Consider the following 13,825-nt stretch of genomic DNA (forward strand, 5'->3'; position numbering starts at 1 on the left):
CCGGCGAGGCCTCCGCGTGCGACACGTGGGGGCCTTTCCGCTGCCCCCGTCGCACGCCCCGCCCCTCTTGTTGCTAGCGTGCAGTTGCAAGATACTTGCAACAAGCTCTCCCGGAGAGCACTGGGACGTCCTGCCTCGTGATCGTCTTCTCACCCCTTCACGTCGGCAGGCGGATGAGGGAGGCCCCTCGCGAGGATGTGACTCGCGGGGGGTTTCCTCTATGGGGCTTCCGCTAGGTGCAGGGGACGTTGAGGCTGATCAGGGCGGTGTGGGGGCCGTCGAGGCGGATCTCGGTGACGGCCGTGTTGAGGAGGCCCGGGAGGACCCGGCGGTAGTCGGCGAGCGGGATGCCCAGCAGTCGGCACAGGGCCAGGCGGAGCAGGGTGTTGTGGGCGACGACCAGGATGCGGCCGCCGGGACGCGTTCCCGCGACGCGGCGCAGGGCCCCGGCCGCCCGGTCAGCGGCGGCGCGGGGGTTTTCGGCGCCGGGGAAGGGGTGTGCCACCGGGTCGTCGCGGAACGCCTGCGCGGCGGCCGGGTCCGCCGCCTCGAACTCGGCGAGGGTACGGCCCTCCACCACCCCGAAGTCGCACTCCCGCAGGTCGTCCTCGCGGTGTGCGGTGAGGCCGAGGGCGCGGCAGGTCGGCTCGGCGGTGGCGATCGCCCGGGACAGAGGGGAGGTCCACACCGCGTCCAGGGGTTGGGCTCCGGCCCACCGGCCGAGTGCCTTCGCCTGCGCGTGTCCGGTGTCCGTGAGCGGTACGTCGCTGACACCGGCGTACCGGTTCTCGGCATGCCAGACGGTCTGCCCGTGCCGGGCGAGGAAGAGGGTGGTCGGGGGTGTCGGCGGTGTCATGACGGGCAGTATGCCGTCGGCCCTCACGGCCGCTCCTCCAGACGATCCCGCGCGTGCTTGGCCACCGGGCCCGGGAGCCAGCCCCGTGACTCCAGCTCCCCGACCAGGCGGGCGTACGGCTCGGCGAAGCGGGCGGTGCGGTCGGGGCGGGGGTGGATCGTCGTGCCGGGGCGGGCCATGTGCTCGGCCACGTCCGCGAGGGTCGGGCCGGCGCCGGTGCCGTACGCCGCCAGGGCCGCCATGCCCAGGGCCGGTTCCGGGCGGGCCGGGACCCGGGCCGGGCGGCCGAGGACGTCGGCGCGGAGCTGGGTCCAGTAGGCGCTGCGGGTGCCGCCGCCGGTGAAGGTGAGGGGGCCGTCGAGCGGGGCGCCGAGATGGTGCAGGTAGTCCAGGCACAGGCGCTCGGTGAAGGCGACGCCCTGGAGGAGGGCGGCCCACAGGTCGGCCTCGTCGGCGGGGTCGCCGAGCAGCAGGGCGGTGGCGTCCGGGGCGAGGAAGGGGAACCGCTCGCCGGGCGAGACCAGCGGGTAGGCGACCGCGCCGGACGGCTCGAAGGCGGCGGCGCGGGCGTCCAGCCGGGCCGGGTCGGCGCCGGGGAAACGGGCCGTGAGGACGCCCGCGCCGACACTGGAGGCACCCCCGGGCAGCCAGGTGCCGTCCGGGGCGCGGTGGTTGTAGACCACGCCCGTCGGATCGGGCACCGGCCGCGCCGCCGCGCCCTTGAGGACGAGCGTCGTACCGAGCACCGAGTTCCAGGCGCCCTCGCGCAGCGCGCCCGCGGCGATCTGGGCCGCGCAGCCGTCGGTCATGCCCGCGAGGACGGGTGTGCCGGCCGGGATGCCGGTGGCCTCGGCGGCCGGCACGCACACCTCGCCGAGCCGGGTGCCGGGGCTCACCACGGCCGGGAGCGCCCCGCGCGGGAGTCCGGTGAGGTCGGGCCAGGCCTCGCGGACGAGGTCGTACGCCGTCTTCAGCGCGTGGCTGGAATCGCTCGGGACGCGGCGGCCCACCAGCCGGGCCGTGATCACGTCCGGCTGGTGGGTGACCCGGCCGGGGCCGTACGTCTCCGTCAGCCAGCGGGCCTTCGGCAGCGCCCAGGTGTCCTGCACGGTGAACCCCGCCGAGCGCAGCCGGGCCGCGTCGGCCGTGGCCCGCCGGTCGTCGTACATCAGCGCCGGGCTCAGCGGGCGGCCCGTGGTGTCGGTGAGCAGCACCGTTCCCGAGGTGCCGCACACCGCGACCCCGCCCACCCGGACGCCCACGGGCGCCCGGACGAACGCCTCCCGGCAGGCCGCGCACACCGCCTCCCACCACTCCCCCGGGTCCTGTTCGTGCCGTAAGCCGTCCCGCCGGCCGCGCAGCAGCGGTGCCGAACCGCCGCCGACGACCCGCCCGTCGGCCGTCACGAGCAGGGCCCGTACCCCCTGGGTTCCGAGGTCGATCCCCAGCCACGCCAACACCATCCCGCCTCCCGCACTTCGCGTCCGGAGCCGTGAACTTCCCACGCTCTCATGAGATTTGCCGCCGAATTGCACACGCACAAGGGCTTGACGGCCTTGCGGCGCCGTAACACCCTCTGTTATCGAACCATCCCGTACGGTGAACGGACGGGTACCCCGGACTCCGGATCGGAAGAGCATGCGATGAGCGGTGGCGCACCAGAGGTCGAGGGGCAGGGCCCCGCCGCACGGCAGGCCGCCATGGCCGCGCTCGTCCTCGCCGAGGGCTCGGCGGGCGCGGCCGGGCTGGCCGAGCGGTTCGGGGTGAGCCTGATGACCGTCCACCGGGACCTGGACGAACTCGAACGGCAGGGCGTGGTGCGGAAGTTCCGGGGCGGGGTGACCGCGCAGCCGTCCTCGGTGTTCGAGTCGAACGTGCAGTACCGGCTGAAGACCATGCGCCCGCAGAAGGCGGCGCTCGCCGCGCGGGCCGTCGCCGAGATCGAGCCCGGCATGGCGGTCCTGCTGGACGACTCCACGACCGTCCTGGAGCTGGCCCGGCTGCTGCGGCAGCGGGAGACCGGACCGCTCACCGTCGTCACCAACTTCCTGGAGGCGATCAACCTGCTCGCCGGCCGGCCCGGGATCCGGCTGCTGGCGCTCGGCGGCGACTACGACCCGCTGCACTCCTCGTTCCTCGGGGTGTCCTGCGTCGAGGCGGTCGGGCAGCTGCGGGTGGACGTCGGCTTCGTCTCCACGTCCGGGGTGCACGGCGGCCACGCCTACCACCAGGAGCAGCGCATCGTCTCCGTGAAGCGGGCCATGCTCGACTCGGCGGCGCGCCGCGTGCTGCTGGCCGACCACACCAAGCTGGGCCGGGTCGCCCTGCACCGGGTGGCGCCGCTGTCCCGCTTCGACCTGCTGCTCGTGGACGACGGCGCCGGCCCGGAGGCGCTGCGCGACCTGGACGAGCACCAGGTGCGGTACGAAGTGTGCGCCGGGGGTGCCGCGTGACGGCCACCGGGGTGCGGGTGCTGGCCGCCGGCGACCACTTCGTGCTGCCGTCGCTGCTCACCGCCGCCCTGGCCCGGGAGGCCGACTGCGCGGTGCGGGAGCTGACCCTGGACTGGCCGCTGGAGCCGTTCGGGCCGGTCGCCGAGGTGAGCGAGGCCAGTGACGCCGAGGACGAGCTGATCGCCGCTCTGGACGGGGCCGAAGTGCTGGTCACGCAGATGGGCCCGGTCACCGAGCGGGTGCTGGCCGCCTGTCCGGGGCTGCGGCTGGTGGTGGTGTGCCGGGGCGGCCCGGTGAACGTCAATCTGGAGGCGGCCCGCCGGCACGACGTGCGGGTATGCTTCGCGCCCGGCCGCAACGCCGCCGCGACCGCCGAGTTCACCGTCGGCATGCTGCTCGCCGCCCTGCGCCGCATCCCGCAGGCGCACGCGCTGCTCGCCGGGCACGGCAGTTGGGCCGGCGCCGCGTACTACACGTACGAGCAGGGCGGTCTGGAGCTGGAGGACCTGCCGGTCGGCCTGGTGGGGTACGGCGCGGTCGGCAGCCGGGTGGCCAGGGTGCTGTCCGCGTTCGGGGCGCGGGTGCTGGTGCACGACCCGTACGTGCGCGGTGAGGTGCACGGGCTGCGGGTGGCTTCCCTGGACGAACTCCTCGTCCGGTCCCGGGTGATCAGCCTGCACGCCCGCCTCACCGCCGAGACCCGGGGCCTGATCGGCGCCCGCGAGCTGGCGCTGCTGCCGCCCGGCGCGGCGGTGGTCAACGTGGCCCGGGGTCCGCTGCTGGATGAGGAGGCGCTGTGCGACGCGCTGGTGGCGGGCCGGGTGTCGGCGGCGGCCCTGGACACCTACGCGCACGAGCCGCTGCCCCCGGCGTCCCGGCTGCGGAGCCTGGCCGACCGCGTCGTGCTGACCCCGCACCTGGGCGGGGCGAGCCGCGCGGTGGCGGAGAAGGCGGCCGGCATCGCGGCGGCGGAGGTGGGCCGCTGGGCCCGCGGGGAGCCGTTGGCGCACTGCCTGACCTGAGGGGATGTGCCGCCCCGGTCGGCCGTACCGGCACACCGGCATACCGGAGCCGAGTCACCTGGGGGTGCGATGTACGTCGGGATCGATGTCGGGACGTCTCTCGTGAAGGCCGCCGCCTTCGACCGTGACGGGCGGCAGCTGGCGGTCGAGACGCGGCCGGTGGCGCTGGAGATGCGGGGCGGGGTCGTCGAGCAGGACATGCACGCGGTGTACGGGGCGGTCCTCGCGGTGCTGGAGGCGGTGACCGCGCGGGTGCCGGAGCCGGTGGAGCTGGCGGGGCTGACCGGGCAGGGCGACGGGGTGTGGCTGGTGGACGCGGCGGGCCGTCCGGTGCGGCCGGCGCTGTCCTGGATGGACGGCCGGGCCGGCGCGCTGGTGGACGGCTGGCTGGCGGACGGCACCTTCGAGGCGCTGTTCCGGCGCACCGGCGCCGCCCTGTTCCCCGGCTGTCCGGGCCCGCTGCTGGCCTGGCTCGACCGGCACGAGCCCGCCTCGCTGGACGCCGCGGCGGCGGCCGTCTGCTGCAAGGACATGGTGTTCCAGCGGCTGACCGGCGCCGGGCGGGCGGTGACGGACGTGTCGGACGCGTCCATGCCGTTCCTGGACCCGCGCACCCGGTCGTACGACGAGGAGGCCCTGGCGCTGCTCGGCCTGGCCCACCGGCGCCGGCTGCTGCCCGAGGTGGCCGACCCGGTCGCGACGGGCCGGGCGCTCGGCGCGGGGCTGCCGGCCGGGACTCCGCTGGCGAGCGGGCCGTACGACCTGCCCGCCTGCGCGCTCGGCGCGGGGGTGCGGGCGCCCGGCGACGGGCTGCTGATCGTCGGCACCTGTCTGGCGAGCCTGGTCGCCGCCGACCGGCCCGCGCTGGCGGGTGAGCCGGCGGGGCTGTCCATCTCCACGGACCGGGCCGGGCACTGGCTGCGCGCGATGCCCGCGATGGTCGGCACGGCGGCCCTCGACTGGGTGCTGGCCACCACCGGCACCCGGCACCGGGACCTGGACGACCTGCTCACGGCCACACCGCCCGGCGCGCACGGGGTGCGGGTGCTGCCGTACTTCGCGCCGTCCGGCGAGCGCGCCCCCTTCGTGGCGCCGGGCCTGCGGGCCGAGCTGCTCGGCGTCTGTCTGGAGTCGACGCCCGCCGACCTGGTCCGGGCCACCTGCGAGGGCATCGGCTACGCGGCCCGGCACTGTCTGGAGGCGGCGGGGCTGACCGGTCCGCTCGCGGTGTGCGGGGGCGGCACCCGCAGCCCGGCCTGGACCCGGCTGCTGGCCGACGTGCTGGGCCGGCCGCTCAGGGTGGTGGAGGGGGAGGTCGGCGCGCGGGGCGCGGTGCTGGCGGCGGCCGAGCGGCACGGCGTACCGCTGGACGCGGCGGCGTGGACCCGGCCGGCCCGTACCGTCGAGCCCGACCCGGACCGGGCGGCCTACCACGCCGAGGGCTACGCGGAGCACCTGGAGCTGCTGGCCGCGGCACGCGAACGGGCCCGGCGCTGAGCGGCACCGGGCCCGTCGAGAAGGGCCTACGGGCCGCGGAAGGCCTACAGGTTGCTGAAGTCCGGGCCCTTGGTGCGGGTCCGCTTGATCTCGTAGAAGCCCGGCACCGAGGCGACCGCCAGGGTGCCGTCCCACAGGCGGGCCGCGTCCTCACCCTGCGGGGCGGGGGTGACGACCGGGCCGAAGAAGGCGATCTGCTCGCCGTCGGGGCCCGGGACGGCGATGACCGGGGTGCCGACCTCCTGGCCGACCTTGTCGATGCCCTCCTTGTGGGAGGCGCGCAGCTCGGCGTCGAACTCGAAGTCGTCCTGCTCGGCGTAGTCGATCAGCTCGGCGGGCAGGCCGGCGTCGGCGAGGGCTCCGGCGATGGCCTCCAGGGTGGCGCCCTCGTCGTTGTTGTGGAAGCGGGTGCCGAGCGCGGTGTAGAGCGGGCCGAGGACGGAGTCGCCGTGCTTCTGCCAGGCGGCGGTGACCACGCGCACCGGCTTCCAGGCCCTGGTGCTCAGCATCTCGCGGTAGTCCTCGGACAGCTCGTCCAGCCTGTCCTCGTTGAGGACGGCGAGGCTCATGACGTGCCAGCGGACCTCGATGTCCCGGACCTTCGCCACCTCAAGCACCCAGCGGGAGGTCATCCAGGCCCAGGGGCACAGCGGGTCGAACCAGAAGTCGACGGGGGTCTTGCCGGACGCGGGCGCGGGCGCGGTCGTGGACATGGTTCTCCTCAGCCGAATGGTCTTTTGAAGGGTGAACGACGACCGCGTGAGCCGCATTCCCTTGCTGACCCTGTCAGGAGCGCATGGCAGGATCGGTGCTGTTCGATCACCTTCGGCCGATCACCTCGGCCGATCGCCTTCGACCGATCATCTCTGACGCGACCACGAGGGAGTGCCGCCCGTGCCCGGTGAGAATCTGTCCCGCGACGAGGCCCGGGAGCGGGCCGCCCTGCTGTCCGTCGACGGGTACGACGTGTCCCTGGACCTGAGGTCCGCGGTCGGCGGCGGGGACGGCGACGGCGGGCCGCGCACCTTCCGCTCGGTGACCACGATCCGCTTCCGCTGCAACGAGCCCGGGGCGTCGAGCTTCGCCGACCTGATCGCGCCGAGCGTGACCGCGGTGTCGCTCAACGGCCGGGACCTGGACCCGAGCGAGGTCTTCGACGGCGCCCGGATCACCCTGGAGGACCTGGCCGCCGACAACGAGCTGGTGGTCGACGCGCGGTGCGCCTACTCGCGCACCGGTGAGGGCCTGCACCGCTTCGTCGACCCCGAGGACGGCGAGGTCTACCTCTACACGCAGTACGAGCCGGCCGACTCCCGCCGGGTGTTCGCCAACTTCGAGCAGCCGGACCTGAAGGCCCCCTACCGCTTCGAGGTGCGGGCGCCGCGGGGCTGGACGGTGTGGAGCAACGGCGCCGGTGACCTCGCTGACGGGGTCTGGCGGTTCGCGGAGACGAAGCCGATCTCGACGTACATCACGTGCGTGGTGGCGGGGCCGTACCACTACGTGACCGATTCCTACGAGCGGGTCCTCGACGACGGCACGAAGCTGGAGATCCCGCTCGGCGCGATGTGCCGCAAGGGCCTCGCCCCGCACTTCGACGCCGACGACGTCTTCCTGGTCACCAAGCAGGGCCTGGACTTCTTCCACGACCACTTCGACTACCCGTACCCGTTCGGGAAGTACGACCAGGCGTTCGTGCCCGAGTACAACCTCGGCGCGATGGAGAACCCGGGCCTGGTGACCTTCCGCGAGGAGTACATCTTCCGCGGCAAGGTGACGCGGGCGTCGTACGAGGCGCGCGCCAACGTGATCCTGCACGAGATGGCGCACATGTGGTTCGGCGACCTGGTCACCATGGAGTGGTGGGACGACCTGTGGCTGAAGGAGTCCTTCGCGGACTTCATGGGCACGTTCGCGAACGTGGGCGCGACCCGCTTCCAGGACGCCTGGATCACCTTCGCCAACCGGCGCAAGGCGTGGGCGTACCGCGCCGACCAGCTGCCGTCCACGCATCCGGTCACGGCGGACATCCGCGACCTGGAGGACGCGAAGCTGAACTTCGACGGCATCACCTACGCCAAGGGCGCCTCGGTGCTCAAGCAGCTGGTGGCGTACGTCGGCCAGGACGCGTTCCTGGAAGGTGCCCGCCGCTACTTCAAGCGTCACGCGTACGGCAACACGCGCCTGGGCGACCTGCTGTCGGCGCTGGCCGAGACCAGCGGCCGGGACATGACGGTGTGGGCGCGCTCCTGGCTCCAGACGGCCGGGGTGAACGCGCTGACCCCGCAGGTGCTGCTGGACACCGAGGGCGGCCGGATCGCGGAGCTGGCGGTGCTCCAGGAGGCGGCCGAGTCGCATCCGGAGCTGCGTCCGCACCGGGTCGCGGTGGGCCTGTACCGGCTCACGCCGGGCGGCGCGCTGGAGCGGTACGCGCGCGTGGAGACGGACGTGGAGGGCCCGCGCACGGTGGTGGCGGACCTGGCGGGCGCCGAGGCGCCGGCGCTGGTGCTGGTCAACGACGACGACCTGACCTACTGCAAGATCCGCTTCGACGACACCTCGCTGACCACCCTGCGCTCGCACCTGGGCGCGCTGACCGACCCGCTGGCGCGGGCGCTGTGCTGGTCGGCGCTGTGGAACCTGACCCGGGACGCGCTGCTGCCCGCGCGGGACTTCGTCGCCCTGGTGCTGCGCTTCGCGGGCCGCGAGTCGGACATCGGCGTGCTCCAGATGCTGCACGCCTGGGCCGACTCAGCGCTGACGCACTACGCGGCGCCCGAGTGGCGGGAGACCGGCGGGCGGCTGCTGGCGGAGGGCGCGCTGCGGGAGCTGCGGGCGGCCGGTCCGGGCAGCGAGCACCAGCTGGCCTGGGCGCGGTTCTTCGCGTCGGTGGCGGCCGCGGAGCCGGACCTGGCGCTGCTGCGGGAGCTGCTGGACGGGACGACGGCGGTCGACGGCCTGGAGGTGGACCAGGAGCTGCGCTGGGCGTTCCTCCAGCCGCTGGCCGCGCACGGGGTGGCCGACGAGCGGGCGCTGGCGGCCGAGCTGGCCCGGGACGACACCGCGTCGGGCAAGCGGCACCAGGTGCGCTGCCTCGCGGCGCGGCCGTCGGCGGCGGTCAAGGCGCAGGCCTGGGCGCAGGTGGTGGAGTCCGACGCGCTGTCGAACGCGCTGGCGGAGGCGACCATCTCGGGCTTCGACCAGCCCTCGCAGCGGGAACTGACGGCGCCGTACGCGCAGTTGTACTTCGCGGCGATCGAGCGGGTGTGGCGGGAGCGGTCGATCCAGATCGGCATGGACGTGGTGCGGGGTCTTTTCCCGTCGTACCAGGACCGCCCGGAGACGCTGGAGGCGACGGACGCGTGGCTGGCGGCGCACCCGGAGGCGGCGCCGGCGCTGCGCCGGCTGGTGCTGGAGGCGCGGGACGACCTCGCGCGGGCGTTGCGCGCACAGGCGTGCGACGCGGCGGCGGGTGGCGCCTGAGCTTTGGCCTGAGCTTGCCCGGTCGGTGATCGTGACGAAATTCGGGCAAGAATGACCGTGACCCCTGGTCCGCACCCGAGGGGACCAGGGGTTTTCGGTCCCTATTCGGCATCCGAACACCTGACCTTTAGTCCCGTCTTGTCCGCATTCATCGACGAGCGTGTAACAGCGGTTACGGGGGTGACCGGGCGCGGGAATGCCGAGGTCATGACGCACAACGCCCCGCTCTCCCCCCGCCCCCTCCGCCACCTCGCCGACGTCCACCGCCGGGTCCTGACGGCGGCTCAGCTCCGCTCGCACGGCGTGTCCTCGGCCGAGCAGAGCGAGCAGTGCCGCCCCGACGGCCCCTGGCGTCAGCTGCTGCCGAACGTGGTCCTGCTGCACCCCGGCCCGCCCACCGGCGAGGAGCGGCTGCACGGCGCGCTGCTCTACGCGGCCCGCGAGAAGGCCCCCGGCGTCCCGGCCCAGCCGAGCGCCGAGTCCCCGCACCGCCCGCTGTACGGCGAGGCCATGATCACCGGCCTCGCGGCCCTCGCCCTGTACGGCTTCTCGGCCACCCCGCACCTGCTCTCCGCCGACCGCGTCGACGTGCTGGTCCCCCGCCAGCGCCGGCTGCGCTCCACCGGCTACGTCCGCGTCCTGCGCACCGCCACGCTCCCCACGCCCCGCGTGGTGACGGACCTGCCGGTCGCGCCGGTGCCACGGGCGCTCGCGGACGCGGTGGCGGAGCCGACGGACGCGGACGCGGTACGGCGGCTCCTGACCGAGGCGGTACGCGGCGGCCACTGCGAACCAGCCGCAGTGGTACGGGAGTTGACGCAGGCCAAGCTGCTGAACCGGCCGCACGTGGTGGACGCCGTGGACTCGCTGGTGGCCGAGGGCCGCTCGATCGCCGAGGACCGCCTGTACCGGATGGTCCACGAACACGGCCTGCCCGACCCGGTGTGGAACGTCGACCTCCGGCTGCCGGGCGGCCCGCACCTGGGCGGCCTGGACGCCTACTGGCCCGACCAGGCGGTGGCGGTGGAGCTGGACACCAGGGCACCCCGCCACGACGAGGACACCCTGTGGTCCGAGTACGCCCGCAAGCGCGAGCACCTGGAGCGGCTCGGGATCACCGTCGTGTACCTCACGCCGAGGAAGCTGCGCGAGGCCATGGAACAGCAGGCGGCCGTGGTCCGCACGGCCCTGCTGGCGTCCGGCGACCGCGACCCGGCCGCGTACGTCGTGGTACTTCCCCGATAGGCCCCGCCATCTCAGGGAATCTCGGCCGCGAGGGCGGCGTCGGCCGGCCCGGTCGGCGAAGCGGACGCCGCCGGGCAGAACTCCCCCTCCACCACGGCGTCCATGTCGCCCGTCCAGTCGCCGTTGAAGTTGGCCGCCAGGGAGTGCAGGCCGTCCGCCGTCGTCACCGCGACGGACACGGAGCCGTGGATGCCGCCGTCATGGCCCCAGACGTGGACACCGCAGGTCAGGGTGCGGTCCATCAGCCCGAGCCCGTAGCCGACGTCGGCTGCGCCGGGGGTCCTGACGGTGGTCTTCATCTCCTTCAGCTGCCGGGCGGGCAGCAGGCGCCCGCCGAGGAGGGCGGCGTAGAAGCGGTCGAGGTCCGCGGAGTCGGAGATCATCTCACCGGCGGAGGAGGCCATGGAGGGGTTGAGGGTGGTCACGTCGTAGGAGGGGCCGGCCGGGTCCTCGGCCAGCTTGGAGTAGGCGCGGCTGCTCGGCCCGGGGACGGTGACCCGGGTGCCGGGCACGGAGGTGGCGCGCAGGTGGAGCGGCGCGATGATCCGGCGCCGGATCTCCTCGGCGTACGGGTGCCCGGTCGCCTTCTCGATCACCATGCCGGCCAGAACGTAGTTGGTGTTGGAGTAGTTCCAGGAGGCGCCGGGCGCGAAGTCCGGCGCGTGGCGCATGGCGGTCGCCACCAGGTCGCGCGGGGTGAGGGTGTCGTAGCGGTGGCGGAGGAAGCCGTCCTTGAGGAAGTGGGCGCGGGCGAAGTCGTCGTCGGCGGTGTAGTTGAAGATCCCGCTGGTGTGGTTGAGCAGCCGGCGCAGGGTGACGCGGCGTCCGTCGTGGCCGTGGCCGCGCACCACGCCGGGCAGCCAGGTCTCGACGGTGTCGTCCAGGGAGAGCCGGCCCTCCGCCTCCAGCTGGAGCAGGACGGTGGCGACGAAGGTCTTGGTGAGGCTGCCGACGCGGTAGCGGTCGGCGGCCGAGCGGGGCGCGCCGGTGCGGAGGTCGCCGGTGCCCGCCGTGGTGGACCAGGTGCCGTGGGCGTCCCGGGCGGTGGCGGTCACCCCCGGCACCCCGGTCGCGACGGCCGCCTCGACGGCCTCGCGGGTGCCGTCGTGACCATGTGTGCCGGCCGTGGTCGCGGCCAGGGCCGGTGCCGCGAGGGCCGAGGTGAGGACCGTCGTGAGGAGCAGGGCGATGCCGGCGGGCAGAGTGGTGCGTACGCGCATGTGTTCCCCCAACCTAGGGTGTGCGGTCGGGGGAGGAAACGGCGGCGGGCCCCGGAAAGGTTGCCCGGTGTCACCCGGTTGAGTGAGATTCAGCCCTTCTTCAGCAGCAGCTCGGTGTTGCGGTCCGCCGCGTTGCCCGCGAGGGTCTTGCTGGCCCCGGGCGCGTTGTAGGCCAGCTCGCGGTAGAGCGCGGCCAGGCCGGTCTGGGAGAGGTCGGTGTAGTCGGCGCGGTGCGGGGCGGCGGACTCGATCAGCGTGGTGAACAGGGAGATCGTGCCGTCCTTGTTGTCGACCAGCTCGATGATCCGGGCGAGCTGGGGGTGGTCGACGTGGGAGGCGGTGGAGATCTCCCAGAAGGAGCGCCCGCCGGAGGCCTGGTGCGGGGTGATCACGTTCTTGTGGATGTGCCCGTTCACCCAGGCCAGCACATTGGGGTGGGCGGCGAGCACCGAGAGCACGTCGGCTCCGCCGTGCCGCTTCTCGGTGGGCCGGGCCGGGTCGGGGCGGGTGTTGGTCATGGTCTTGCTGGTGTGGTGGCTGAAGACGACGGCGTAGGAGTCCTTGTTGTCCTTCAGCGTCTTGTCGAGCCACTTGAGCTGGGCGGTGCCGAGGGAGCCCTCGTAATGGCCGCCGGCGTCGGTGGTGTCGAGGCTGATGCCGATGACGTCGGTGGAGATGCGGAAGGCGTAGTACTGGGTGCCCGCGTCCAGGTTCGCCGAGGAGTAGCCGTGCCCGGCCGGGCCGACGCCCTGGTAGGCGGGGTCCAGGTGGGCCTTGAGGTAGTCGGCCTGCGTGTAGGGGGCGCGCTTGTCGTCGGCGGTGACCGAACGCGCCGAGCGGGCGTGGGCCTTGAGGAAGTCGCGGTATCCCACGCCCTTGGGGTCCTTGGCGTTCTTGATGGCGTCCTGGAGCTTCTTGGCGTCGGCGGCCGAGACCTCCATCAGCTTCTTGCCGGAGACGGCCGCCTCGGCGAGGTAGCGGTCGGCGTGGGAGCCGTAGCAGCCGAGCGGCAGGTTGTCGTGGTTGCCGACCGTGGAGTACCAGGGCAGCTTGAGGCCGGGGCTGCGCACCTCGCGGGTGGCGGCGGCCAGGAAGTCCTTCAGGTGCGGGAAGCCGAGCGCCTTGTCCTGGTCGCGGGCGGTGCTGCCGGGCTGCCAGTACAGCTTCAGACCGCTGTTCTGCACGCCTTCGTAGTGCCTGGGGTCCCCGGAGTCGGGGGTGATCCGGCCGCCGCTCATCACCTTCAGGAACCACTCCAGTTCGGAGTGGGCGTTGTTGTCGGTGTTGTCACCGGTGGTCATGACGAAGTGCAGTGGAGCCCCGGTGGCGGGGGCGCCGCGCAGGGAGTTGACCCGCTCGACGAGCGAGACGGCGCCGGGCACGGTGAGGGCCTCGTGCGGGCGCCAGGCGTGCGGGTCGTGGGCGCGCAGGTACTCCAGGCGCAGCGGGTGCTGCACGTCCATCAGGTGCAGGTCGGTGAACTGCACGAACGCGGCGAGGGCGGTACGGCGGTCCGCGCGCCCCGACTTGGCGGCGGCCAGCTCGGTACGGACGACCCGCTTCCAGCCGGCCCCGTCGCCGAGGCGGCGGAAACCGGAGGCGTTGCGGGGCGCGGCGACGGAGGCGAGCGTGGTGCCCTTGGTGTACGGCGCGAGGGCGGCCTCCGGGTGGGCGGGTCGGGAGTGCGCGACCGGTGCCCCGCTGGTGGCGGCGGTGGCGGCCTGGCTGTCGGTGGGACGCAGGGCGTAGCCGACGCCCGCGGAGAGCGAGACCGCTCCGGCGGCGGCGAGGACGGTACGGCGGTTGACCCCCGAAGCGGAGGTGGCGACAGAGCGTGTGCGCGACATGGCGCGGTCTCCCCGAGTGCGAACGCGTCGGCAGTGGTCGCGGGACGTCCCGGACGCGAACGCCCCGCTCACTGTGGATCGTTGGCAGCGGGGATGACCTGCGCGTGAACACGGCCGCAACGAGCGGCGCCGATCACCGTACGTGGATCACGGGATGGACCGGGCGGCCATGGACCGGATCGCGGACCGCCGGGGCGTGGTC

The 13,825-nt window shown here is 73.9% G+C and carries 10 protein-coding genes; 5 read left to right on the plus strand and 5 right to left on the minus strand.

Annotated features, from left to right (window positions below; translation table 11 throughout):
- Window positions 1–232: 232 nt before the first annotated feature.
- The gene (locus NX794_RS35010) at window positions 233–856 is read right to left on the minus strand and encodes a histidine phosphatase family protein (protein WP_258783745.1); all 624 of its coding nucleotides are present in this window, start codon (window positions 854–856) and stop codon (window positions 233–235) included.
- A 23-nt stretch (window positions 857–879) separates the two neighbouring features.
- Window positions 880–2,319, minus strand: a complete 1,440-nt coding sequence (locus tag NX794_RS35015; protein ID WP_258783746.1) for an FGGY-family carbohydrate kinase — start codon at window positions 2,317–2,319, stop codon at window positions 880–882.
- Between the two features lie 180 nt (window positions 2,320–2,499).
- Here NX794_RS35015 and NX794_RS35020 point away from each other — a divergent pair, with 180 nt between their 5' ends.
- From NX794_RS35020 to NX794_RS35030, 3 genes are all read left to right on the plus strand, one after another.
- Window positions 2,500–3,309 carry a DeoR/GlpR family DNA-binding transcription regulator gene (locus NX794_RS35020; RefSeq protein ID WP_258783747.1) on the plus strand — a complete coding sequence of 270 codons (810 nt, stop codon included), beginning with the start codon at window positions 2,500–2,502 and terminating at the stop codon, window positions 3,307–3,309.
- Window positions 3,306–4,331, plus strand: a complete 1,026-nt coding sequence (locus NX794_RS35025) for a 2-hydroxyacid dehydrogenase (protein ID WP_258783748.1) — start codon at window positions 3,306–3,308, stop codon at window positions 4,329–4,331. The genes NX794_RS35020 and NX794_RS35025 overlap by 4 nt, the downstream gene beginning before the upstream one ends.
- A gap of 69 nt (window positions 4,332–4,400) precedes the next feature.
- Window positions 4,401–5,828, plus strand: a complete 1,428-nt coding sequence (locus NX794_RS35030) for an FGGY-family carbohydrate kinase (RefSeq protein ID WP_258783749.1) — start codon at window positions 4,401–4,403, stop codon at window positions 5,826–5,828.
- A gap of 44 nt (window positions 5,829–5,872) precedes the next feature.
- On the opposite strand, the gene NX794_RS35035 is transcribed toward NX794_RS35030, so the two are convergent.
- Window positions 5,873–6,541 carry a DsbA family protein gene (locus NX794_RS35035; RefSeq protein ID WP_258783750.1) on the minus strand — a complete coding sequence of 223 codons (669 nt, stop codon included), beginning with the start codon at window positions 6,539–6,541 and terminating at the stop codon, window positions 5,873–5,875.
- A gap of 181 nt (window positions 6,542–6,722) precedes the next feature.
- Between NX794_RS35035 and pepN the strand changes: the two genes are divergently transcribed.
- The gene (pepN, locus tag NX794_RS35040) at window positions 6,723–9,311 is read left to right on the plus strand and encodes an aminopeptidase N (protein WP_258783751.1); all 2,589 of its coding nucleotides are present in this window, start codon (window positions 6,723–6,725) and stop codon (window positions 9,309–9,311) included.
- A gap of 207 nt (window positions 9,312–9,518) precedes the next feature.
- Complete coding sequence (locus tag NX794_RS35045) at window positions 9,519–10,556, plus strand: hypothetical protein (RefSeq protein WP_258783752.1); 1,038 nt, start codon at window positions 9,519–9,521, stop codon at window positions 10,554–10,556.
- A gap of 11 nt (window positions 10,557–10,567) precedes the next feature.
- Here NX794_RS35045 and NX794_RS35050 read toward each other — a convergent pair whose 3' ends face one another.
- Window positions 10,568–11,776, minus strand: coding sequence for a serine hydrolase domain-containing protein (locus NX794_RS35050; protein ID WP_258783753.1), 1,209 nt, complete (start codon window positions 11,774–11,776; stop codon window positions 10,568–10,570).
- A gap of 89 nt (window positions 11,777–11,865) precedes the next feature.
- On the minus strand, window positions 11,866–13,623 hold the full coding sequence (locus NX794_RS35055) for a TIGR03767 family metallophosphoesterase (protein ID WP_258783754.1): 1,758 nt from the start codon (window positions 13,621–13,623) through the stop codon (window positions 11,866–11,868).
- Window positions 13,624–13,825: the final 202 nt, after the last annotated feature.

The sequence above is a fragment of the Streptomyces pyxinicus genome, assembly GCF_024753135.1.
Classification (GTDB): domain Bacteria; phylum Actinomycetota; class Actinomycetes; order Streptomycetales; family Streptomycetaceae; genus Streptomyces; species Streptomyces pyxinicus.

Bases quoted from the DNA above. Each gene is read 5' to 3' on its own strand.
- NX794_RS35010 (WP_258783745.1), bottom strand. From the start codon at position 856: ATGACACCGCCGACACCCCCGACCACCCTCTTCCTCGCCCGGCACGGG.
- NX794_RS35015 (WP_258783746.1), bottom strand. From the start codon at position 2,319: ATGGTGTTGGCGTGGCTGGGGATCGACCTCGGAACCCAGGGGGTACGG.
- NX794_RS35020 (WP_258783747.1), top strand. From the start codon at position 2,500: ATGAGCGGTGGCGCACCAGAGGTCGAGGGGCAGGGCCCCGCCGCACGG.
- NX794_RS35030 (WP_258783749.1), top strand. From the start codon at position 4,401: ATGTACGTCGGGATCGATGTCGGGACGTCTCTCGTGAAGGCCGCCGCC.
- NX794_RS35035 (WP_258783750.1), bottom strand. From the start codon at position 6,541: ATGTCCACGACCGCGCCCGCGCCCGCGTCCGGCAAGACCCCCGTCGAC.
- NX794_RS35045 (WP_258783752.1), top strand. From the start codon at position 9,519: ATGACGCACAACGCCCCGCTCTCCCCCCGCCCCCTCCGCCACCTCGCC.
- NX794_RS35050 (WP_258783753.1), bottom strand. From the start codon at position 11,776: ATGCGCGTACGCACCACTCTGCCCGCCGGCATCGCCCTGCTCCTCACG.
- NX794_RS35055 (WP_258783754.1), bottom strand. From the start codon at position 13,623: ATGTCGCGCACACGCTCTGTCGCCACCTCCGCTTCGGGGGTCAACCGC.